General features: G+C 68.0%; 19 protein-coding genes. 6 read left to right on the top strand and 13 right to left on the bottom strand.

Annotation, left to right across the window (positions count from 1 at the left end; translation table 11 throughout):
* Positions 1-2: 2 nt before the first annotated feature.
* Genes FN976_RS08110 through FN976_RS08135 form a run of 6 tightly spaced genes read right to left on the bottom strand, consistent with a single transcriptional unit; the run spans position 3 to position 5,020 of the window.
* Positions 3-581: a hypothetical protein gene (locus FN976_RS08110; RefSeq protein ID WP_145892501.1), complete on the bottom strand. Its 579-nt coding sequence runs from the start codon at positions 579-581 to the stop codon at positions 3-5.
* Positions 578-1,753 carry a M48 family metallopeptidase gene (locus FN976_RS08115; RefSeq protein ID WP_145892502.1) on the bottom strand — a complete coding sequence of 392 codons (1,176 nt, stop codon included), beginning with the start codon at positions 1,751-1,753 and terminating at the stop codon, positions 578-580. The genes FN976_RS08110 and FN976_RS08115 overlap by 4 nt, the downstream gene beginning before the upstream one ends.
* A complete protein-coding gene (locus FN976_RS08120; protein ID WP_145892503.1) occupies positions 1,750-2,460 on the bottom strand; it encodes a hypothetical protein in 711 nt (236 codons plus the stop codon). Before FN976_RS08120 ends, FN976_RS08115 begins: the two co-directional genes overlap by 4 nt.
* Before the next feature lie 42 nt (positions 2,461-2,502).
* Positions 2,503-3,126, bottom strand: coding sequence for a hypothetical protein (locus FN976_RS08125; RefSeq protein ID WP_145892504.1), 624 nt, complete (start codon positions 3,124-3,126; stop codon positions 2,503-2,505).
* A complete protein-coding gene (locus tag FN976_RS08130) occupies positions 3,123-4,310 on the bottom strand; it encodes a M48 family metalloprotease (RefSeq protein ID WP_145892505.1) in 1,188 nt (395 codons plus the stop codon). The genes FN976_RS08125 and FN976_RS08130 overlap by 4 nt, the downstream gene beginning before the upstream one ends.
* The gene (locus tag FN976_RS08135; protein ID WP_145892506.1) at positions 4,307-5,020 is read right to left on the bottom strand and encodes a hypothetical protein; all 714 of its coding nucleotides are present in this window, start codon (positions 5,018-5,020) and stop codon (positions 4,307-4,309) included. The genes FN976_RS08130 and FN976_RS08135 overlap by 4 nt, the downstream gene beginning before the upstream one ends.
* A gap of 155 nt (positions 5,021-5,175) precedes the next feature.
* On the opposite strand from FN976_RS08135, the gene FN976_RS08140 reads away from it, so the two are divergent.
* The 4 genes from FN976_RS08140 (at position 5,176) to moeA (ending at position 8,992) form a co-directional block, all read left to right on the top strand.
* Positions 5,176-5,937, top strand: a complete 762-nt coding sequence (locus FN976_RS08140; protein WP_145892507.1) for an SDR family oxidoreductase — start codon at positions 5,176-5,178, stop codon at positions 5,935-5,937.
* A gap of 66 nt (positions 5,938-6,003) precedes the next feature.
* Entirely contained in the window at positions 6,004-7,119 is a 1,116-nt protein-coding gene (gene moaA / locus FN976_RS08145; protein WP_145892508.1) for a GTP 3',8-cyclase MoaA, read from the top strand.
* A complete protein-coding gene (gene mobA, locus FN976_RS08150; RefSeq protein WP_145892509.1) occupies positions 7,116-7,724 on the top strand; it encodes a molybdenum cofactor guanylyltransferase MobA in 609 nt (202 codons plus the stop codon). Before moaA ends, mobA begins: the two co-directional genes overlap by 4 nt.
* A complete protein-coding gene (moeA, locus tag FN976_RS08155; RefSeq protein ID WP_145892510.1) occupies positions 7,721-8,992 on the top strand; it encodes a molybdopterin molybdotransferase MoeA in 1,272 nt (423 codons plus the stop codon). The genes mobA and moeA overlap by 4 nt, the downstream gene beginning before the upstream one ends.
* A gap of 10 nt (positions 8,993-9,002) precedes the next feature.
* On the opposite strand, the gene FN976_RS08160 is transcribed toward moeA, so the two are convergent.
* From FN976_RS08160 to FN976_RS08175, 4 genes are all read right to left on the bottom strand, one after another.
* Entirely contained in the window at positions 9,003-12,161 is a 3,159-nt protein-coding gene (locus tag FN976_RS08160; protein ID WP_145892511.1) for an efflux RND transporter permease subunit, read from the bottom strand.
* 12 nt (positions 12,162-12,173) lie between these two features.
* Positions 12,174-13,577 (bottom strand): efflux RND transporter periplasmic adaptor subunit, encoded by a 1,404-nt coding sequence (locus FN976_RS08165; RefSeq protein ID WP_145892512.1) that lies wholly within the window; start codon positions 13,575-13,577, stop codon positions 12,174-12,176.
* 177 nt (positions 13,578-13,754) lie between these two features.
* Positions 13,755-14,201, bottom strand: a complete 447-nt coding sequence (rnhA, locus tag FN976_RS08170; protein WP_145892513.1) for a ribonuclease HI — start codon at positions 14,199-14,201, stop codon at positions 13,755-13,757.
* Positions 14,198-14,968, bottom strand: coding sequence for a class I SAM-dependent methyltransferase (locus tag FN976_RS08175; RefSeq protein ID WP_145892564.1), 771 nt, complete (start codon positions 14,966-14,968; stop codon positions 14,198-14,200). Before FN976_RS08175 ends, rnhA begins: the two co-directional genes overlap by 4 nt.
* A 264-nt stretch (positions 14,969-15,232) precedes the next feature.
* On the opposite strand from FN976_RS08175, the gene FN976_RS08180 reads away from it, so the two are divergent.
* Together FN976_RS08180 and FN976_RS08185 are read left to right on the top strand one after the other, a co-directional pair.
* Positions 15,233-16,786 carry a transglycosylase SLT domain-containing protein gene (locus tag FN976_RS08180; RefSeq protein WP_145892514.1) on the top strand — a complete coding sequence of 518 codons (1,554 nt, stop codon included), beginning with the start codon at positions 15,233-15,235 and terminating at the stop codon, positions 16,784-16,786.
* 157 nt (positions 16,787-16,943) lie between these two features.
* On the top strand, positions 16,944-17,462 hold the full coding sequence (locus tag FN976_RS08185; protein WP_145892515.1) for a YXWGXW repeat-containing protein: 519 nt from the start codon (positions 16,944-16,946) through the stop codon (positions 17,460-17,462).
* 37 nt (positions 17,463-17,499) lie between these two features.
* On the opposite strand, the gene FN976_RS08190 is transcribed toward FN976_RS08185, so the two are convergent.
* From FN976_RS08190 to FN976_RS08200, 3 genes are read right to left on the bottom strand one after another with little or no spacing between them, the layout of a single operon-like run.
* Complete coding sequence (locus FN976_RS08190; RefSeq protein ID WP_432417855.1) at positions 17,500-18,345, bottom strand: ABC transporter permease; 846 nt, start codon at positions 18,343-18,345, stop codon at positions 17,500-17,502.
* Positions 18,342-19,172: an ABC transporter ATP-binding protein gene (locus tag FN976_RS08195; protein WP_145892516.1), complete on the bottom strand. Its 831-nt coding sequence runs from the start codon at positions 19,170-19,172 to the stop codon at positions 18,342-18,344. Before FN976_RS08195 ends, FN976_RS08190 begins: the two co-directional genes overlap by 4 nt.
* Positions 19,169-20,206, bottom strand: a complete 1,038-nt coding sequence (locus FN976_RS08200) for an ABC transporter substrate-binding protein (protein WP_145892517.1) — start codon at positions 20,204-20,206, stop codon at positions 19,169-19,171. The genes FN976_RS08195 and FN976_RS08200 overlap by 4 nt, the downstream gene beginning before the upstream one ends.
* Between the last annotated feature and the right edge of the window lie 23 nt (positions 20,207-20,229).

Here is a 20,229-nt window from a genome sequence, read left to right on the forward strand (position 1 = left end):
CCTCAGCCCTTGATCCGCGCGGAGGCGACAACACTCTCGACCTTGGGCACCAGCCTGGGAAAGAAGGTGAGCTGCGGCGCGGTGAAGGTCGCGGCGAACAGTTCGTTGTTGCGCACGCTGACCCAGCCCACGCCCCGCATCAGCAGGTCGTCGCCCTTGCGGGTGATGGTGAACTCGAAACGCCAGCCGGGGGCACCGGCGAATGTGCTGGACTCGGTCCTGACAACCTTGACGAGCGAGCCGTCCGACGCGTACATGGTTTCGAAGAGGTTGACCAACTGGTCGGCCGCCATGCCGCTCGTGTAAGTGGGGACCCTCGGGGCCGTCTGCCCGGAGGGCACCCGTTGCTCCTTCGCGAGCGCCTGACCGGACTTGATCCCCGCCCAGAAGCGCAACTGGTCCAGGTTCGGCCCTTCGCGTGTCCAGGTCTCGAAGGGCCCGTGCGAGTACGGCATCTTGTTCCAGGCCTCGCCGACCTTCACGTTCAAGCGATCGGCGACCACCTGGTCGCCTTCCACCTTGACCACGGAGGCGCAGCCGGCCAGCAAGGCGACGGCGATGAACAGAAGGATGTTTTTCATGGTTTGACTTCCGTCAGATAGGATTGAATGACACTGGCATCGCCCGCCTCGGGCACCAGCGCGAGATACTTCTGGAAGGCTTCTGCCGCGGCGGCGGCGTCGGAGCGCCGCCGGTGGGCCAGCCCCAGAGAACGCCACGCCAACACGGGCGATTCCGCCTCGGACGTCGCTGCCTGCAGGTCCTGCAAGGCCTGCGACAGGTCTTCCGGCTTGTCCCGCAGCCGACGCACTTCCCCGCGCGCGAACAGCACCTGCGCGTCGCCGGGCCGGCGCTTCAACAGGCGGTTGAAAAGCACCAGGCTTTCCTCGAACTGCCCCCGGCGAATCTCCTCTTCGAGCCATTCGAAGCGATGCGGCGCCACGGCATGGTCGAACTCCGCCACGCCAAGGCGACCGCCGCCATCGCCCGCGAGCTTCATGAGGTCGTCGCGCCGGCTTTCCACCGGCGGATGCGTGGCGAACATCGGGCTGCGCTTGCCGGCCTCCTCGCCGCCCGTGATCTTCAACTCGCCAAGCAGGTTGTCCCAGATCAGCGCCGCCTGCCGTCCGTCGTAGCCGGCGGCCTGGATCAGGCGCATGCCGACCTGGTCGGCCCGTGCCTCCTGATCGCGGGAGAACCCGAAATGGCTGGCCAGGACCCCGAGGCTCGCAAGGCCGCCGACCAGACCGAACATGGCCAGGACAGTTGCGGCGGCCGCCCGGCTCTTGCGGTCGCGCAAGGTCTCGACAAGGTGCCGCTCGAAATAGTGACCCAGCTCGTGCCCCAGCACGGCGGCCAGCTGCGCTTCATTTTCGACGCGCAGCAAGAGACCCGAGTAGACGGTCATCATCCCGTTCGGCGCCATGGTGGCGTTGAACTGCGGCGAGCGCACCAGGTGCACGCGCACGTCCGCGCAGTGCTCGCCGCCGAGGCGGCACACCAGATCCCGCACGTACTTGTGGAGTGCCTCGTCGCGGATGGCGAAGGAACTGCGTCGCAGCCGCGTCTCCTCGCGGTCCATCAGCGCCCAGAGCCCGCCTTCGTCGGTATCCAGCGCGGGACGGGAGAACCGTGCGGGAATCAGCTTGTCGGTGGGCTGCGCCATCGCCGCTGCCGAGACCAGCCCGCCCAGGCCCAGGCAATGCCGGCAGGCCGAACGAAGGAAGCCGCGGCGCCCCTGCGCCGGCGTCATGGCCGGCGCGCGGGAAAGCCCTTCAGGAGCGCTTCGACGGTCTCTTCAGCCGGCTTCGCTTCTCGCAGGTCTCCGAAGGCGCGGCCCAGGTTGTTGAACCAGACGATGCGGCCGTCGCGCAGGTCCACCAGGGACGCGTAGCCGATCTGGATGCCACCGGTGATGCCGATGCCCACGATGGCGAGGGCGACCATGGCCGCCTTGCGCTCGGGGCTCGCATAGCTGTCGCGGATCCAGAAGAAGAGTGCGTAGTCGGCGCCGGACTTGTCCCGCAGGGGCTTGACTGCCTCACCCAGCGACCAATCCAGCCGGTCTTCCTTGGTGGGCAGCTTGGCGATGCCAAGCATGTGGTGGAGCCAGACGGCCTGGGCCACGGCGCCGTGCAAGGTGTTGACGGGGACGAGTTCGTCCATGTCCTTGTCCTTGAATTCCACGAGGTCCGTGCCGACCACGTCCTTCTGCGCCAGGAGCGCCGTGCGGAAATGCTGCTGCGCCGTCGCGGTCCAGTCGGCGCGGGGCTCGGCAACGCCGCCGGCGCTGAGCGAGAAGAGTTCCATGTCCGCTGGCACCACCACGAGCTTGGTGGCCGGCGCGCGAACCGTGAAGCCGGGCGCCAGGTTGCGCGATTGCGCCCAAACCGGGCTTCCAGCGCCCGCAGCCAAAGCAATCGCCAGGGCAAACGCTGCCCGATGCAGAATCTTTCGCATGAATCCCCCCCTATTGTTGAGCTGGATTCTAGATGCAAACTCTTACATTCGATGTGACGGCGTCTTGATCTTCGCGGTTCTCACGACAGCTTCCGCCAGCGGCAGCATGCGCTCGAAGAACGACAGCTTCGGCGCAACGAAGGTGGCGGCATAGAGTTCGTCGCCATAGACCGGACTGCGCTTGACCGTCACCCAGCCGACGCCGCGCATCGTCAGGTCGTCGATGCGGCGCGTGACGGTGAATTCGAAGCGCACGGCCTTCTGCCCCGCGAACGTCGCGGGATCCACGCGTGTGACCGTGACGGCGCCGGCGGTGGAATACAGCTCCTCGAACAGGCTCACCAGCTTCTCCGGCGGCAGGCCCGCGCGGAAGGTCGGGATGCGCCGCTCCTTCTGGTCGTCGTTGCGCAGGAAGACCATCGGCTTCGTCATCAGCGGCTGGCCTTCGCGCACGCCGCCCCAGAAGCGCAGGTGGTCCAGCGGCAAGCCTTCACGCGTCCAGGTGTCGTACGGGTCGGCCTCCCACGGGTCGTCGACCTTGTTCCAGGCGTCGGACACGTGCACGGCGAGCTTCTCGTTGACGACCTGGTCGCCCTCGATCTTGGCCACCGACGTGCAGGCGGACAACGCGGCCGCCAGCAGCAGCGGTGCAAGGATCTTCTTCATGGCTTGAGCTCGGTGAGGTAGCTGCGCACCAGGCCGGCGTCGCCCGCCTGCGGCGCGAGCGCCAGGTATTGCTGGAAGGCCTGCAGCGCGGCGCCGTTCTCGTTGCGCTGCTTGTGCACCAGGCCCAGGGAGCGGAAGGCCACGGCGGGCGCTCCCTTCGCCTCGGAGGCGGCGCGCAGGTCGGTCACGGCCCGGGCGCTGTCGCCCGATTCATCGCGCACGCGATAGGTCTCACCCCGGGCGTAGAGCACTTCCGCGTCGGCGGCATCGCGCTTCAGCATGCGGTCGAACAGGATCAGGCTTTCCTCGTACTGGCCGCGCTTGATCTCGTCCTGCAGCCAGCCGAAGCGCAGCGGCGCCATCGTCTTGCGATAGCGCTCCTCGCCCTGCTCCCCGCCCCGCGCGCCAGCCAGCGTCAGCAGCTCGTCGCGCCGTTCCGAGGTTGCCGGGTGGGTCGCCAGCAGGTCGTTGTTCTTGCCGGCATCGGCGCCCCCCGTCACCTTCATCTCCGCCAGCAGGTTGTCCCAGACCAGGGCGGCCTGGCGGCCGTCATAGCCCGCCTGCTGCATCAGCCGCATGCCGAGCCGGTCGGCGCGCGACTCATGTTCGCGCGAGAAAGCGAATGCGTTCGCCATGAGGCCGACCTGGCCGACCACGCCGCCGATGCCGCCGACCAGGCCCGCCAGCTGCGCCAGCACCGCGCGGTCCTTCGCGGCGCGCAACTGTTCGACGGTGTGGCGTTCCAGGTAATGGCCCAGCTCATGGCCGAGGATGGCCGCCAGCTGCGCCTCGTTCTCCGCGCGCAGCAGCAGGCCGGTCCAGACCACCATCATTCCGTTGGGTGCCATGGTGGCGTTGAAGTGCGGCATGCGCAGCGCGTGCACGCGGATGTCGGGGCAATGGCCGTCGGTGAGCTTGCAGACCAGGTCTGCCAGATAGGTCGTGAGGGCCTGGTCCCGGATCACCAGCGGGCTGCGCTTGATGCGCGTCTCCTCGCGGTCCATGAGGCCCCACAGTCCGCCCTCGTCGGTGTCCTTGGCGGGGCGCGCGAAGCGGGGCGGCAGCACCCCGCTCTTCAGGTCCTGCGCGAGCGCGGGCAGTCCGGCCAGGGCGCCCAGGCCCAGGCAATGGCGGCATGCGGAGCGCAGGAAGCCGCGGCGGGAAGCGTCGGATGTTGCGTTCATTGCTGCTTGGGGAAACCCTTCAGCAGGGCCTCCACGGTTTCGGCGGCAGGCTGGGGCTCGCGCAGGTCGCCGGACATCCTGCTGAGTTCGTTGAACCACACCACGCGGCCGGTCTTCAGGTCCACCAGCGAGGCGTAACCCACCTGTTCGCCGCCGAGCATGAAGGAACCCAGCAGCGCCATGGCCACCATCGTCGCCTTGCGTTCGGGGCTGGCATAGCTGTCGCGGATCCAGGTGAAGAGCGCGTAGTCGGCGCCCGTCCGCTCCCGCAATGCCTGAACCGACTCGCTGCCCAGCGACCAGTCGAGCCGCCGCTGCTTGGTCGGCAGCCGCATGGAGCTTTGCGTGTGGTGGATGAAGACGGCGTCCGCCACCGCGCGATGCAGTGCCAGCACGTCCGAGAATTCGTCCATCTGCGCCGGTGTGGGCGCGGGCGCCTGCACGCCCAGGCGGCCCTTGTGCGCTTGCAGGGCATCGCTGAAATGCTTCTGCGCCGCCTCGGTCCAGTCGGCCCGCGGTTCGGTCACGCCGCCAGCGCTGATCGAAAACAGCTCCATGTCGGCCGGCAGGACGACCAGCCGGGTCGCGGCGGGTCGCGTGGTGAACCCCGGCGCCAGCTGTCTGGATTCCGCGGTGTCCTGCGCGTGCGCCGGACCGGCCGCCAGCACGGCAGCCAGCAGCAAGAAGGTGAATGGTCTCGGGATGGCCATGGGCATGTGGTACTCCAGCCTCTAAGATTGGCGACCAGCCGAAGCTTGTGGCAGAGACAGCCGCGGGTCCAGGGCTTGTAACAGGGCCCTGGCGATTCTTTCGAGGCGCGAGTAGTTTTCACGCGGGCGTACGCTTTAACCAACACGGAGATCTCATGCGGGTCAAGGACAAATCCATCATCGTCACCGGCTCGGCGGGCGGCATCGGTGAAGGCATCGCGCACCGCTTGGCGGCCGAGGGCGCCCAGGTCATCGTCAACGACATCGATGCCGTGCGCGGCGAGAAGGTCGTGGCCGCGATCCGGGCCGCGGCCGGGCGGGCCAGCTTCTTCGCCGCCGACGTCACGAAATCCGCCGATGTGAAGGCCCTCGTCGAAGCCGCCGTGCAACGCCACGGCAAACTGGACGTCATGGTCAACAACGCCGGCTGGACGCACCGCAACCGCCCGGCCCTGGAAGTGAGCGAGGACGAGTTCGACAAGGTCTATGCGATCAACATGAAGAGCATCTACCTTTCCACGATCCATGCCGTGCCGGCGTTCCGCGCCAACAAGGGCGGCTCATTCATCAACATCGCCTCCACGGCGGGCCTCCGGCCCCGCCCGGGGCTCACCTGGTACAACGGTTCGAAGGGCGCCGTCATCACCACCAGCAAGTCGCTGGCGGCCGAATTCGGGCCGGAGAACATCCGCGTCAACTGCATCAACCCCGTGTTCAACCCGGACACTGGCCTTTCCGCCGAATTCGCGGGCGGGCCGGTGGACGACGCCCGGCGGGCGAAATTCCTGGCCAGCATCCCCTTGGGGCGCTTCTCCACGGCGCTGGACGTCGCCAATGCGGCGCTTTACCTGGCCAGCGATGAAGCCGCGTTCATCTCGGGGGTATGCATCGAAGTCGACGGCGCGCGTTGCGTCTAGTTGTTCACTTCGCGGTCATTGACCTCGGACATTTCGCGCAATAGCTCACTGGTCCACAATATCGGCATGGCCGAACGCGTGATCCCCCTCGTCGACCAGCGCCTCGCGGCGCTGGCGGCCAGCGTGCCCGCGCGGCCGATCGCGGCCACCGGCTTGCTGGCGGACACGCTGGGGCGGCCGCTGCGTGACCTGCGCATCAGCGTCACCGACCGCTGCAACTTCCGCTGCAGCTACTGCATGCCCAAGGAAGTGTTCGACAAGGACTACCAGTACCTGCCGCACGCCTCGCTGCTGAGCTTCGAGGAGATCACCCGCATCGCCCGCCAGTTCCTGGCCCATGGCGTGCGCAAGATCCGCCTGACCGGCGGCGAGCCGTTGCTGCGCAAGAACCTGGAAATCCTGGTTGCGCAACTGGCCGCGCTGCGCACCGCCGATGGTGAGCCACCCGAACTGACGCTGACCACCAACGGCTCCCTGCTGGCGCGCAAGGCCAAGGCGCTGAAGGAGGCCGGGTTGCAACGCGTGACCGTCAGCCTCGACGGCCTGGACGATGCGGTGTTCCGGCGCATGAACGATGTGGACTTCCCGGTAGGCCAGGTGCTGGAAGGCATCGATGCCGCGCGCGCAGCCGGGCTGGGGCCGGTCAAGGTCAACATGGTCGTGAAGCGCGGCACGAACGACCACGAGATCCTGCCGATGGCGCGCCGCTTCAAGGGCACGGGCGTGGTGCTGCGCTTCATCGAATACATGGATGTCGGCGCGACCAACGGCTGGCGAATGGATGAAGTCCTGCCTTCCGCCGAAGTCCGGCAACGCATCTCCGCGGAGCTGCCGCTGGTCGCGCTGGATGCCGCCGCCCCCGGCGAAACCGCCGAGCGCTGGGCCTATGCCGACGGTTCCGGCGAGGTCGGCCTGATCAGCAGCGTCACGCAGGCCTTCTGCGGCGACTGCAACCGGGCCCGCCTGTCCACCGAGGGCAAGTTCTATCTCTGCCTGTTCGCGAGCAACGGCTACGACCTGCGCGCCCTGGTGCGCGGTGGCGCCGGCGACGACGAGCTGGCGTCGGCCATCGGCCACATCTGGCAAGGCCGGGCCGACCGCTATTCCGAACTGCGCGGCACCCTCCCCGCCGACGCCGGCACGGGCCAGCGCCGCGTCGAGATGAGCTACATCGGCGGATGATTTCCCGCGACGACATCACCGGGGTCATCCTCGCCGGCGGCCGCGGCAGCCGCATGGGCGGCGTCGACAAGGGCCTGCAGAATTTCAACGGCATGCCCCTGGCCCTGCACACGCTGATGCGGCTGGGCCCGCAGGTGGGCGAGGTGATGATCAACGCCAACCGCAACCTGTCGGCCTACGAGGCCTTCGGCGTGCCGGTCTGGCCCGATGGACTCTCCGATTACCCCGGCCCGCTCGCCGGCTTCCTGACGGGGCTGGAGCGCTGCGAGACGCAGTTCCTGGTCACCGTTCCCTGCGACACCCCGCTGTTCCCAGCCGACCTGGTGGAGCGGCTGGCGGAAGCGCTCGAGCGCGAGGATGCCGAGATCGCGATGGCGGCGGCAGCCGAGGCCGACGGTGCCATCCGCACGCAGCCGGTGTTCTGCCTGTTGCGGCATGAATTGATGGAGAGCGTGGTGCAGTTCACCCACGCGGGCGGCCGCAAGATCGACGCCTGGACCGCGACGCACAAGACCGTCGTGGTGCCGTTCGACCGCCCCGGGGACGCACGTGCCTTCGCCAACGCAAACACCTTGGCCGAACTGCACCAGCTCGAGCGGCCGTGACGAAGTCGCTGGACGAGATCGCGGCGCACCTGCAGGGCTACGACCCCCAGGCGCTGAGCGCGGCCGGCGTTGGCGACTTCCTGGCGCACCTGGTCGACCCCTTGCGCGAAACCCAAAGCGTGGCCGTCATCGACGCGCTGGGCCGGGTACTGGCTGCGGATGTCATCTCTCCGGTCTCGGTGCCGCCGCACGACAACTCCGCAATGGATGGGTACGCTTTCGACGGCGCGCTGCTGGCCGGTGGAACCGCCCTCGAACTCGAAGTGGCGGGCACCGCCCTGGCCGGCAAGGCCTGGGCGGGGCAGGCCGGCGCCGGACAGTGCGTGAAGATCATGACGGGCGCGATCATGCCCATGGGGCTGGACACGGTGGTGCCGCAGGAGTTCACCAGGCTCACGGGGGACGGCCGCGTCCAGATCCCGGCGAAGCTGCTGCAGCCCGGCGACAACCGCCGGCTGAAGGGTGAAGATGTGATGCAGGGCCGGCCCGCCCTGCGTGCCGGCGAGCGGCTGGGTCCCGCGGCGTGCGGGCTGATCGCGAGCCTGGGGATCGCGCAGGTGCCGGTCACGCCGCGCCCGAGGGTGGCGTACTTCTCCACCGGCGACGAGATCCTGAGCCTGGGCGAGGCACCGCGCGAAGGCGCCGTGTACGACAGCAACCGCTACACGGTCCATGGCATGCTGGCGCGGCTCGGCTGCGAGGTCATCGACTTCGGCGTGGTGCGTGATGAGCCGGCACTGCTCGAGGCGGCCTTCCGGGAGGCCGCCGCCCGCGCCGATGCCATCATCACCAGCGGCGGCGTGAGCGTCGGCGAAGCCGACTTCACCAAGGCCATGATGAAGCAGCTGGGCGACGTCGCCTTCTGGAAGATCGCCATGCGCCCCGGCCGCCCGATGGCGGTGGGCCGCATCGGCTCCGCAGTCCTGTTCGGGTTGCCGGGCAACCCGGTGGCCGTGATGGTGACCTTCCTCGCTTTCGTGCGCCCTGCCCTGTTGCGGATGATGGGTGCGACGGTCACGCAGCCACCGCTGTTGAGGGCACGCAGCGCCGAGGCGCTGCGCAAGAAGCCGGGCCGGACGGAATATCAGCGCGGCGTCGTTTCGACCGGCCCGGATGGCGCGCTCCAGGTGCGCATCACAGGCAACCAGGGTTCGGGTGTCCTCAGTTCAATGGTGCAGGCCAACGGGCTCATCGTTCTGCATCACGAGCAGGGCAACGTTGCGGCCGGCGACGAGGTGGACGTGATGATGTTCGAGGGCGCGCTTTAAGGCGCCCCGCTCATTTGGCGACGAGGTCGTCGTGCGGATGTGCCGGCGTCTCCACCACCACCGCCGTCTTGGCGCCCGGCACCTTGGCCCGCGCGAAGATCGAATACATCGTCGGCACCACGAACACGGTGAGCAGCGTGCCGAGCGACATGCCGCCCACGATCACCCAGCCGATCTGTTGGCGGCTTTCGGCGCCGGCCCCGGTGGCGATCGCCAGCGGCAAGGCGCCCAGCACCATGGCGCCGGTGGTCATCAGGATCGGCCGCAGGCGCTGCGTGCTCGCCTTGATCAGCGCGTCGATGGTTTCCATGCCGTGTTCGCGCAGCTGGTTGCTGAACTCCACGATCAGGATGCCGTGCTTGGTGATCAGGCCGACCAGCGTGATCAGGCCGATCTGCGAGTACACGTTGAGTGAACCGCCCGACCATTTCAGCGCCAGCAGCGCGCCGATCATCGACAGCGGCACGGCCAGCATGATGACCAGCGGATCGACGAAGCTCTCGAATTGCGCGGCCAGCACCAGCAGGATGAAGACCAGCGCCAGCAGGAAGACGATGGCGAGCGCGCCCTGCGAGTTGCGGAATTCGCGCGAGGTGCCGTTCAGGTCCGTGCTGTAACCGGTCTTGAGCACCTTGGCCGCGGTCGCGTCCATGAACTTCAAGGCTTCACCCAGCGAATATTCGGGCGACAGGTTGGCGGTGATCGTCGCCGAGCGCCGCTGGCCGAAGTGGTTCAGCTCCCGCGGGCTCACGCTCTCGCGCGTCTTGACCAGCGCGGAGAGCGGGATCACGGTGTCGTTGCGGCCGCGCACGTAGATGGCGTCGATGTTCTCCGGTGTCGTGCGGCCGGCGGACTGCACCTGCACGATCACGTCGTACTGCTCGGCGTCGCGCTTGTAGCGCGTCACGTTGCGTCCGCCCAGCATGGTTTCGATGGCGCGCGCCACCACGTCGACCGGCACGCCCAGGTCGGCGGCCTTCTCGCGATCGATGTCGATGCGCAACTCCGGCTTGTTCAGGCGCAGGTCGACGTCAGGCTGCAGGATGCCCGGCTGCTTCGCCATCTCGTCCATGATCTCGCGGGCCACGCGGCTCAGGTTCTGGTAGCTGTCGGAGGTCTGGATCACGAAGTTGACCGGCCGCTCCCGGAAGCCCTGGCCCAGCGACGGTGGCGTCACGGGGATGGCGTTCACGCCGGCCAGGGCGGAGAATTTGGGACCCAGTTCACGCGCGAGGTCGATGGTCGAGCGCTTGCGCTCGTCCCAGTCGACGGTGCGGTAGGTGACGTTGCCCTGCGACACCGAGGGATTGCCCACGTTGCCGAAGATGCGGTCGAACTCCTTGTATTGCGTGCCCAGGCGCTCCAGCTCCATGGCATACCGATTCGTGTATTCGAGCGTCGCACCGTCCGGCGCGGTGATGGTCGCCGACAGCACGCCCCGGTCTTCCAGCGGCGACAGCTCCGAGCGCATGCTGGGATAGACGATGAAGATGCCGATGCCGCTCAGCAGCATGAGGCCGACGACGATCCAGCGGGCCTGCAGGAAGAAGCGGCGCGCCAGCACCCCGGCCCCCTTTTCGCCCGGCTTCGGGTGATAGCCGGTCGTGACGATCCAGCGCAGCATGCGTCCGTAACCGTCGGAGAGGCGGTCCAGGTTCTTCTCCATCGTGCGGTCGAACCACGACGGCTTCGGGTTGTGCCGCAGCAGCAGCGAGCACATCATCGGCGTGAGCGTCAGCGCGACGATGCCGGACACCACGACGGCCCCGGCCAGCGCCAGCGCGAACTCGACGAACAGGCGGCCCGTGCGGCCCGGCGTGAACGCCAGCGGCGCATACACGGCCACCAGCGTCATCGTCATCGTGATCACGGCGAAGCCGATTTCGCGCGCGCCCTTGATCGCCGCGGAGAACGGGTCGAGCCCTTCCTCGATGTGCCGGAAGATGTTCTCCAGCATCACGATGGCGTCGTCCACCACCAGCCCGATCGCCAGCACCAGCGCGAGCAGCGTCAGCGTGTTGATGGAGAAGCCCGCCAGCGCCATCATCGCGAAGGTGCCGACCAGGCTGACCGGAATCGTGACGATGGGGATGATGGACGCGCGGAACGTGCGCAGGAAGACGAAGATCACCAGCGCCACCAGCACGATCGCTTCGATGATGGTGCGGTAGACGTTCTTGATCGACCGGTCGATGAACACCGAGTTGTCGTTGGCGATGTCGATGCCGACGTCGGCTGGCAGGTCCTGTTTCAGCTTGGGGATCATCTCCCGCACACCGTTCGACAGGTCGAGCGGGTTCGCGGTGGCCTGGCGGATCACCCCGGCGGAAATGGCCGGGCGGCCGTTCAGCCGCACGGCGCTGCGCTCGTCGGCCGCGGCCTCCTGGACGCGGGCGACGTCGCGAATTTTCACCGGGAAGCCGTTGACGCTCTTGATGGTGATGTCGCCGAACTGCGCCGGGCGCACCAGGTCGGTCTGCGAAGTCACGCTGAATTCGCGCTGCTGCGACTCGATGCGGCCACCAGGCAATTCGAGGTTGCTGCGGCGGATCGCGTCCTCCACGTCCTGCGGAGTCAAGCGGTAGCCGGCGAGCTTCTCGGAATCGAGCCAGACGCGCATGGCGTACTTGCGCTCGCCATAGATGCGCACGTCGGCCACGCCGGTCACCGTCTGCAGCCGCGGCTTGGCGATCCGGTTCACGAGGTCGTTGATCTGCAGGGGGCTCAGGGTGTCGCTGGAGAATGCCAGGAAGATCACGGGGAAGGCGTCGGCCTCCACCTTGGCGATCACCGGCTCTTCGATCGCCTGGGGCAGGCGGTTGCGAACGCGCGAGGTGCGGTCGCGCACCTCGGCCGCCGCGGCATCCGCGTCCTTCTCGAGCCGGAAACGCACCGAGATCTGGCTCTGGTCGGCCCGGCTGATGGAGGTGATGACGTCGACGCCGTCGATGCCGGCAATGGAGTCTTCGAGCGGCTTCGACACCTGCGACTCGATCACTTCGGCCGAAGCGCCGGGGTAGCGCACGCTCACCGTGACCACGGGCTCGTCGATCTTGGGATATTCGCGAACCGTGAGCCGGTTGAAGCTCACCGCGCCCACCAGCACGATCAGCAACGAAAGCACCGTCGCGAAGACCGGGCGGCGGATGGAAATTTCGGCGAGTTGCATGCGCTCTTCCGGTCAGCCGCCGGCGGGGCGGGCGCCGCGCTGGGGGCGTGGCGTGTCCGCGGCAGCGACGACGCAAGGATCGGGGCCGGTGGCCTGCGGCCTGGCTCCGCCGCCCGCGCCCTGCGGGCCTCGGGGCGCGGAAGGCGCGGCCTGGGCCATCGCGGGCGCCGGCGCCGAAGCGGGCGCCATGGGACGCGTGCCGTCGGCGGGGGCACTGGCCGGACGCACGGCACCTGCGGCGCCGGCGCCACCGGCGCCACCGCCACCCGCGCCTTCGCGCATCTCCGCGGCCGGCCTGTTCAATTCGACGATGCGCACCGGCATCCCGTCGCGCTGGACCCGCTGCTGCCCGGCGGTGACCACCATGTCGCCCGCCTGCAAGCCTTCCAGCACTTCGACCTTGCCCGGCCGGCGGATCCCGACCTTCACCTCGATGCGGCGGGCGATCCGGGTGTCCTTGTCGGGCCCGTCGACGACCTTCAGGACGAACTGCCGGCCACCCTGCGGCACCAGCGACTCCTCGGGGATCAACAGCGCGTTCTCGCGCTCGCCGAACACCGTGGTGATGCGGGCGAACATGCCGGGGCGCAGTTGCAGCTGGCGGTTGTCGATGCAGCCGCGGATCCCGATGGAGCGCCCATTGGCATCCACCAGCGGGTCGATGGCCTGCACCTGCGCCACGTAGCGGCGGCCCGGCAGCGAATCGATGTTCACCACGGCGCGCTGGCCACGGCGGATCTTGGCCTGGAAGCGCTCGGGCATGCGGAAGTCGACGTAGATCGCCTCCAGGTCCTCGATGTTCACGATGTCCGCGCCATCCTTCAGGTAGTCGCCGACGCTCACCGTGCGGATGCCGGCCACGCCGTCGAACGGCGCCAGGATGCGCAGGCGCGCAGCCGTGGCCTGGGCCAGCGCGAGCTTGGCATCCGCGACCTGCAGGTTGGCCGCACTTTCGTCCACCGCGCGCTGCGCGATGAAGTTCTGCGCCACCAGCTCCTGGTTGCGCTTGTGGTTCGCACGGGCGATCGAGAGTTCGGCCTGGGCTTGCTGGATCTGGGCGCGGGGCAGCTGGTCGTCCAGCTGCACCAGCAACTGGCCCTTGCGCACCCGTTCGCCATCACGGAAATTGAGTTCGGTCACCCGGCCGCTCACTTCCGGGCGCAGCATGACGTTCTGCCGCGACCGCAGGCTGCCCACGGTCTGCGCGTCATCGGTGATCCGCGCCTGCTCCACGCGCGCGACTTCGACGGCCGGAGGGCGGGCGGCGGTGCCGCCCGGCGCGGACGCGCCCGCGGCGGGCCGGTCCGCACCGGGGGCGGCCTGTCCTGCCGGCTTGTTCTGGACCCACCAGGCGACGCCTGATGCGGCGGCGATGCCGACCACGGCGACCACGGTGTAAATTGCCTTCGAAGCCATTGCGATGCTGAGTCCGTCGAAAATGATTGATGCAGGCGCGCGCACGGGTCTGGCCGCCCGTTTCCCAATGTAACAGGAGGGTGATTTGCTGCCTATGCAGCTTCCACCACGCAGGCGGCGAGAAGCACGTTCAGTGCCGCTTTTGCTCCAACTTTACATTGGCATGCTAACGGAAGCTCAACGGCCCAGCGCCTGGCCGACACCCAGGTTCGCGAGTGCATCGGCCCGCTCGTTGCCCGGATCGCCGTTGTGGCCCCGCACCCAGCGCCAGTCGACCACGTGACCGCCCTGCTGGAGCAGATCATCCAGGCGCTTCCAGAGTTCCACGTTCTTCACGGGTTGCTTGCTGGCGGTGCGCCAGCCCTTGGCTTTCCAGCCCGGCATCCACTCGGTGATGCCCTTCAGCACGTACTGGCTGTCCAGGTAGAGGGTGACGGCGCAGGGACGCTTCAGCGCCTCCAGCGCCTGGATCACGGCCATCAGCTCCATGCGGTTGTTGGTGGTGCTGGCCTCGCCGCCATAGAGCTCCTTGCGTGTCGCGCCGGATTGCATCAGGACGCCCCAGCCGCCGGGGCCAGGATTGCCCTTGCAGGCGCCATCGGTATAGATTTCAACTGGGTTCATACGGGGAGATCGGGGCCGCTGCGGTGCGCGGGATGGTTGCGGTTGGCGAGCGGGACGGGAGCCGTCGCGATGGATTTCGAGGTCCTCCAGGCGGGCCCGATCATCCGGACGCCGCGCACCCGCTTCACGGCGACCATGAAGTAGACGGCGCCGAAGATGGGCCACCAGCGTTGCCCCAGCGGGTCCATCCAGTCGCAGCGATCCAGCCACTTGTCGCTGGACATCGCGGGCCGCCAGCAGCCGAACGTGCTGGACTCGACCTCGAAGCTCAGCAGCCGCAGCCAGTCGCGCAGCCGCCGGTAACCGATGAAGTCGCCGGCGTCGGGCAGGAACAGTTCACCGAAACCGAAGCGCCGGTACAGGTGGGCCCGGCGCTGCCGCAAGCCCCACAGGCTGGCCGGGTTCAGGCAGCAGATCACCACCTTGCCTTCCGGCACGAGAACCCGGCCCACCTCGCGCAGCGTGGTGTGCGGGTCGAGATTGAGTTCGAGCGAGTGCGGCAGGACCACCAGGTCGACGCTGTTCTCCTCGAAGGGCAGCGCGCCGTACTCGGTCAGCAGCGCCGGCTTCACGGAGGTTCCCTCGGGTGCCGGCTCGCTGAGGGCCAGCCACTTGTGCGGCATCCGGTTGGCCTGCAGCGTATCGAGTTCGGGCAAGCCGAGCTGCAGCGCGTGGTAGCCGAAGATGTCGCTGACCGCGCGGTCGAACTCCGCCTGCTCCCAGGCCAGCAGATACCGGCCGGGCGGGGTTTCGAACCACTGCTGCATTCCTATAATCCGGTCGCTCATGTGTTTGATCCCGCTGCCCACCCACCACCACAACGGCTTGTGGCTGCGGCACGACGGCAAGAGCCCCCTGCTCACCGACGCGATTCTAGTCACGCGATCCCTGAAACCGCCTCGAAACCCAGGAATTTGGCACGCGGACGGAACCCGGCGGTGCCGGGCTGATCCATTCCCGGCAACAATGCGGGGCTCTGCGGCCCCAGGCTCCTCGCGAGGGATCCGCCAATGGAAGAAGAACGAGACCCCATGAAGAAGCTGTATCCCCGCCTCGGCCTTTCCCTCGCGCTGGCATTGGCCATGCTCCTCGCGGGTTGCGCCACGATGATGCCGCAGGTGGCCGATGCCCCCGCAGCGCCGGCCACCTCCGCGGAAGACAAACCCGCGGTGGCCGCCGTGACGCCGGCACCGCCGGCGCCGGTGATCCCGAGCGGGCCTCTCAGCGACCTCAGCTCCGGTCAGCTCAGCTCGCAGGCGGTGGCGCACCTGCTGCCCCCCGCGGACCTGTGGGAACGCATCCGCCGCGGCTTTGCCATGCCCAACCTGCAGACCGACCTGGTCCGCCAGCAGGAGCAGTGGTACTCCACCCGGCCGGACTACATCCAGCGCATGACGGACCGCTCGCGCAAGTACCTCTTCCACATCGTCGAGGAACTCGAGCGCCGCAACATGCCCACCGAGCTGGCCCTGCTGCCCTTCATCGAAAGCGCGTTCAACCCGCAGGCCGTCTCGAGCGCGCGCGCCGCCGGCATGTGGCAGTTCATGCCGGCCACCGGCAAGGACTTCGACCTGAAGCAGAACGTCTTCCGCGACGACCGGCGCGACGTGCTGGCATCCACCCGCGCGGCGCTCGATTACCTGCAGAAGCTGCACGGTATGTTCGGCGACTGGCACCTCGCGCTGGCCGCCTACAACTGGGGCGAAGGCAGCGTCGGGCGGGCGATCAAGGTCAACCAGGCCAAGGGCTTCGCCACCGCCTACACCGACCTGAACATGCCCAACGAGACGCGCAATTACGTGCCGAAGCTGCAGGCCGTGAAGAACATCGTCGCGAAGCCGGAGCAGTTCCGCACTGAATTGCCGCTGATCGAGAACCATCCCTACTTCCAGAGCGTCACGCTCACGCGCGACATGGACGTCGCCCTGGCCGCGCGCCTGGCCGACGTCGAGCTCGACGACTTCAAGGCCCTCAATCCTTCGCTGAACCGCCCTGTCATCCTCGCCGCCGGGACGCCGCAGATCCTGCTGCCTTGGGACAACGCCACGGTCTTCAAACGCAACTTCGAGGCCTACAGCGAGGGCAAGTTCGCCAGCTGGACGGCCTGGAGCGCGCCGGCCACCATGAGCGTGGCGGAGGCCGCGCGCCGCGTCGGCATGACCGAGGCGGACTTGCGCACGGCGAACACCATTCCGCCGCGGATGCTGATCAAGTCGGGGTCGGTGCTGATCGTCCCGCGCAAGAGCCCGACGCAAAACGACGTGACCAGCCACATGGCCGACCATGGCCAGCTGAGCCTGGCCCCGGAGGTCACGCTGCGGCGCACCGTCGTGAAAGCCGGCCGGAACGAGTCCGTGGCGAGCATTGCGCGGCGCTACAAGGTGAGCGCGGACCAGGTCGCGGAGTGGAACAGCGTCGGCGCGGCGTCCGTCTTCAAGCTGGGCCAGCAGGTGGTGCTGCATCTGCCTGTTCGTGCCGCGGCCCGCGCGCCTGTGCGGGCCATCGCCAGGCAGCCCCTGCGCGGCAAGCCGGCGGCCAAGGCGCCCGTCCGCAAGGCCCCGGTGCAGGCCACCAAGCGCCGCTGAGCCAGTTTTCGGGCGAGCTGTGTATCGCCCGCGCGTCTGCCTGTAACCACGCTGCCTTCGCGCAGGACGACTCCCACGACCACAACGGCCCCGGTCCGATGCTGGAAGCGCGGACTTAGGTTCAAAGTGGGTGCATTGCTTCCAACAGGAGTTTCACATGCATAGCAAGACCGTCCTCGGCGCCGTCCTGGCCGCCTCCCTGATGGGCTTCGGTGCTGCCGCCCAGGCGCAGTTCGTGGTTTCCATCGCACCGCCCGCGCCGCAGTACGAGGTCGTGCCCGCGCCGCGCGCCGGCTACGTCTGGGCCGCCGGCCACCATGAATGGCGCAACGGCAACTACGTGTGGGTGCCCGGCCACTGGGTGACCGCCCGCAACGGCTACGACTACCAGGAGCATCGCTGGGTGCAGCGCGGCAACGGCGAGTGGATGCTGGTGGGCGGCAACTGGGAACGCCGTGGCCCGAATGGCGACCGTGACCGCGACGGCATCGCCAACCGCTACGACCGCGACCGCGACGGCGACGGCGTGCCGAACCGCTACGACAACAACCGCCGCTTCGGCCCCTACGGTGACCTGGACCGCGACGGCATCCGCAACCAGGATGACCGGGACCGTGACGGCGACGGGATCCGGAACAGCCGGGACAATTATCCGGACGATCGGCGCCGTAGCTAAACGGAGGATAACGAGGCGCCTATGGCGCCTCGTCCTTCTATAGTTTTTCCGTTTCGCCCTGTCTTGGCTGCCACTTCATCAAGTGGCGCTCGATGCGGCCGACCACGCCGTCTAGAACCAACGCAAACGCGGTGAGGACGACGATGCCGGCGAATACCGTATTGACGTCGAAGGTGCCTTCGGCCTGCAGGATCAGGTAGCCGACGCCGCGCGCCGAACCCAGGTATTCCCCCACCACCGCGCCGACGAAGGCCAGGCCCACCGACGTGTGCAGGCTGGAGAACACCCAGCTGGTGGCGCTCGGCAGGTAGACGGTGCGCAGCAATTGCTTCTGGTTCGCGCCCAGCATGCGTGCGTTGGCGAGCACCGCGGGGCTCACCTCGCGCACGCCCTGGTAGACGTTGAAGAACACGATGAAGAACACCAGCGTGACGGCCAGCGCGACCTTGCTCCAGATGCCGAGGCCGAACCACATGGCGAAGATCGGCGCGAGGATCACCCGCGGCATCGAATTCATCGCCTTGATGTAAGGGTCGAGGATGGCCGACGCCGTCGGCGCGAGGGCCAGCCAGAGCCCGCAGACCAGGCCCAGCACCGTGCCGATGCCGAACGCCAGCACGGTCTCCAGCAGCGTCACGCCCAGGTGGCGGTAGATGTCGGCGCGCCCCGGCAGCCCCTCGGGAAAGAGTGCGTTCGCCTCGAGCCCGAACGGCAGGAACCAGGACCAGATGCGCCCCGCCACCTTGATCGGCTCCCCCAGGAAAAAGGCGGTCTGTTCGTTGCGGGAGGCGACATGCCAACCCACCAGCACGACCAGCAGCACGCCAATCTGCCAGGCGCGCAGGTTCCTTTCGGATGGCTTGAGGGCGGCGAGGATCGTCATGCCGCTTTCTTCAGCTGCTGGGCATAGCCCTTGAGCACCTCATCGCGCAGCACCGCCCAGATCCGGCTGTGCAGTTCGATGAAGCGCGGCTGGCTGCGCACCTCGGCGACATCACGCGGCCGCGGAAGGTCCACCACGAATTCACCGATGGGCCGGGTGGCCGGCCCGGCCGAAAGCACCACCACGCGGTCGCTCATCGCGATGGCCTCGTCCAGGTCATGCGTGATGAACAGCACCGCCTTTTTCCGCGCGGCCCAGATCTCCAGCACCTCGTTCTCCATCAGCTGCCGGGTCTGGATGTCGAGCGCGCTGAAGGGCTCGTCCATCAGGATGATGTCGGGGTCCAGCACCAGCGTCTGTGCCAGCGCCGTGCGCTTGCGCATGCCGCCGGAGAGCTGGTGCGGGTAGCGGTCGCCGAACTCCCCAAGGCCCACACGCGACAGCCACGCCTGGGCCTGCGCCCGCGCGCCGGCGTCCGGCACGCCACGGTACTGCAGGCCCACCATCACGTTGTCGAGCGCGCTGCGCCATGGCATCAGCGCATCGGTCTGGAACATGTAGCCGGCGCGCCTGTTGATGCCTGCGAGCGGTTCGCCGAACACCCGCACTTGGCCGGCGGAGGGTTCCAGCAGGCCCGCGGCGACGTTCAGCAAGGTGGATTTGCCGCAACCGGTGGGCCCCACCACGGAGACGAACTCGCCGGCCTCGACGCGTAGCGTGGTGTCCGCCACCGCGGTGTACCGCTGCCCCTCGGCATCGCGCGACCGGAACGCAACCGTGATGCGGTCGAACTCGAGCGCAGCGGCGGACGGCGTGCCGTCGCTCACGCTTTGAAGCGGTCCTTGGCGCGGCGGGCGAACTCGTTGGTGTAGGTCTTGCCCAGGTCGATCTTGTCGGGCTTGACGCTGGGTTCGAAGCTGGCGAGCGCCTTCAACGCCGTCCTGGCACCCTCTTCGGGCAGCAGGCCGTCCAGCGCGATGGCCTCACGGACCTTGTTGAACGACGCCAGGTACAGCGCGCGGTCACCGAGCAGGTAGGTTTCGGGGACGGTCTTGATGATGTCGCTGGGCCCGGCCGTCTGGAGCCACTTGAGGCCGTGGACGATGGCGTTGGTGAGCGCCTGGCAGGTGTTCGGATGCTTCTGCACGAATTCCAGCGGGGCATACAGGCAGGCCGCGGGCATCGGTCCGCCGAACACGTCGTTCGTGCCCTTCAGCGTCCGGGTGTCGCTGATGATGCGGACCTCGCCCTTCTGCTCCAGCATCGTCATCACCGGATCGGTGTTGCTCATCGCATCGATCTGGCCCGAGCGCAGCGCGGCCAGCGCGCCCGCCGAGGTGCCGACGCCGATGTAGCTGACCTCGCTGGCCTTCACCCCGGCGCGCGACAGCACGAGGTTGGCGACCATGTTGGTGGAGGAGCCGGGCGCGGAGACGCCGATCTTCTTGCCGCGCAGCTCGGGGACCGACTTGTAGCCCGGCATCGCCTTGGTGGAGACGCCCATGGCGATCTGCGGGGCGCGGCCCTGCAGCACGAACGCCTGGAACATCTGGTTCTTGCTTTGCAGGTTGATCGTGTGCTCGTAGGCACCGCTCACGATGTCGGCCGAGCCGCCGACGACGGCCTGCAGCGCGCGCGAGCCGCCGGCGAAGTCGGAGATCTCGACGTCCAGCCCTTCGGCCTTGAAGTAGCCCAACTGCTCCGAGATGGTGAGCGGCAGGTAGTAGAACGCGGCCTTGCCGCCGACGGCGATCGAGACTTTGGCCTTCTCGACCTTGGGCTGGGCCCGCAGTGCAGGCGCCGCGACGCAGGCCGCCGCCAGCGCCGAGAAACTTCGCCGGGTGAAGAGGATGCGTGACATGGGCGGACCTCTCTCTGTCTGTT

The organism is Caenimonas sedimenti (genome assembly GCF_007833165.1).
GTDB lineage: Bacteria > Pseudomonadota > Gammaproteobacteria > Burkholderiales > Burkholderiaceae_C > Ramlibacter > Ramlibacter sedimenti.

Excerpts from the sequence above, each read along its gene's own strand:
- FN976_RS08110 (WP_145892501.1), bottom strand. The coding sequence starts at position 581 with ATGAAAAACATCCTTCTGTTCATCGCCGTCGCCTTGCTGGCCGGCTGC.
- FN976_RS08115 (WP_145892502.1), bottom strand. The coding sequence starts at position 1,753 with ATGACGCCGGCGCAGGGGCGCCGCGGCTTCCTTCGTTCGGCCTGCCGG.
- FN976_RS08120 (WP_145892503.1), bottom strand. The coding sequence starts at position 2,460 with ATGCGAAAGATTCTGCATCGGGCAGCGTTTGCCCTGGCGATTGCTTTG.
- FN976_RS08125 (WP_145892504.1), bottom strand. The coding sequence starts at position 3,126 with ATGAAGAAGATCCTTGCACCGCTGCTGCTGGCGGCCGCGTTGTCCGCC.
- FN976_RS08130 (WP_145892505.1), bottom strand. The coding sequence starts at position 4,310 with ATGAACGCAACATCCGACGCTTCCCGCCGCGGCTTCCTGCGCTCCGCA.
- FN976_RS08135 (WP_145892506.1), bottom strand. The coding sequence starts at position 5,020 with ATGGCCATCCCGAGACCATTCACCTTCTTGCTGCTGGCTGCCGTGCTG.
- FN976_RS08140 (WP_145892507.1), top strand. The coding sequence starts at position 5,176 with ATGCGGGTCAAGGACAAATCCATCATCGTCACCGGCTCGGCGGGCGGC.
- moaA (WP_145892508.1), top strand. The coding sequence starts at position 6,004 with ATGGCCGAACGCGTGATCCCCCTCGTCGACCAGCGCCTCGCGGCGCTG.
- mobA (WP_145892509.1), top strand. The coding sequence starts at position 7,116 with ATGATTTCCCGCGACGACATCACCGGGGTCATCCTCGCCGGCGGCCGC.
- FN976_RS08160 (WP_145892511.1), bottom strand. The coding sequence starts at position 12,161 with ATGCAACTCGCCGAAATTTCCATCCGCCGCCCGGTCTTCGCGACGGTG.
- FN976_RS08165 (WP_145892512.1), bottom strand. The coding sequence starts at position 13,577 with ATGGCTTCGAAGGCAATTTACACCGTGGTCGCCGTGGTCGGCATCGCC.
- rnhA (WP_145892513.1), bottom strand. The coding sequence starts at position 14,201 with ATGAACCCAGTTGAAATCTATACCGATGGCGCCTGCAAGGGCAATCCT.
- FN976_RS08175 (WP_145892564.1), bottom strand. The coding sequence starts at position 14,968 with ATGCAGCAGTGGTTCGAAACCCCGCCCGGCCGGTATCTGCTGGCCTGG.
- FN976_RS08180 (WP_145892514.1), top strand. The coding sequence starts at position 15,233 with ATGAAGAAGCTGTATCCCCGCCTCGGCCTTTCCCTCGCGCTGGCATTG.
- FN976_RS08185 (WP_145892515.1), top strand. The coding sequence starts at position 16,944 with ATGCATAGCAAGACCGTCCTCGGCGCCGTCCTGGCCGCCTCCCTGATG.
- FN976_RS08190 (WP_432417855.1), bottom strand. The coding sequence starts at position 18,345 with ATGACGATCCTCGCCGCCCTCAAGCCATCCGAAAGGAACCTGCGCGCC.
- FN976_RS08200 (WP_145892517.1), bottom strand. The coding sequence starts at position 20,206 with ATGTCACGCATCCTCTTCACCCGGCGAAGTTTCTCGGCGCTGGCGGCG.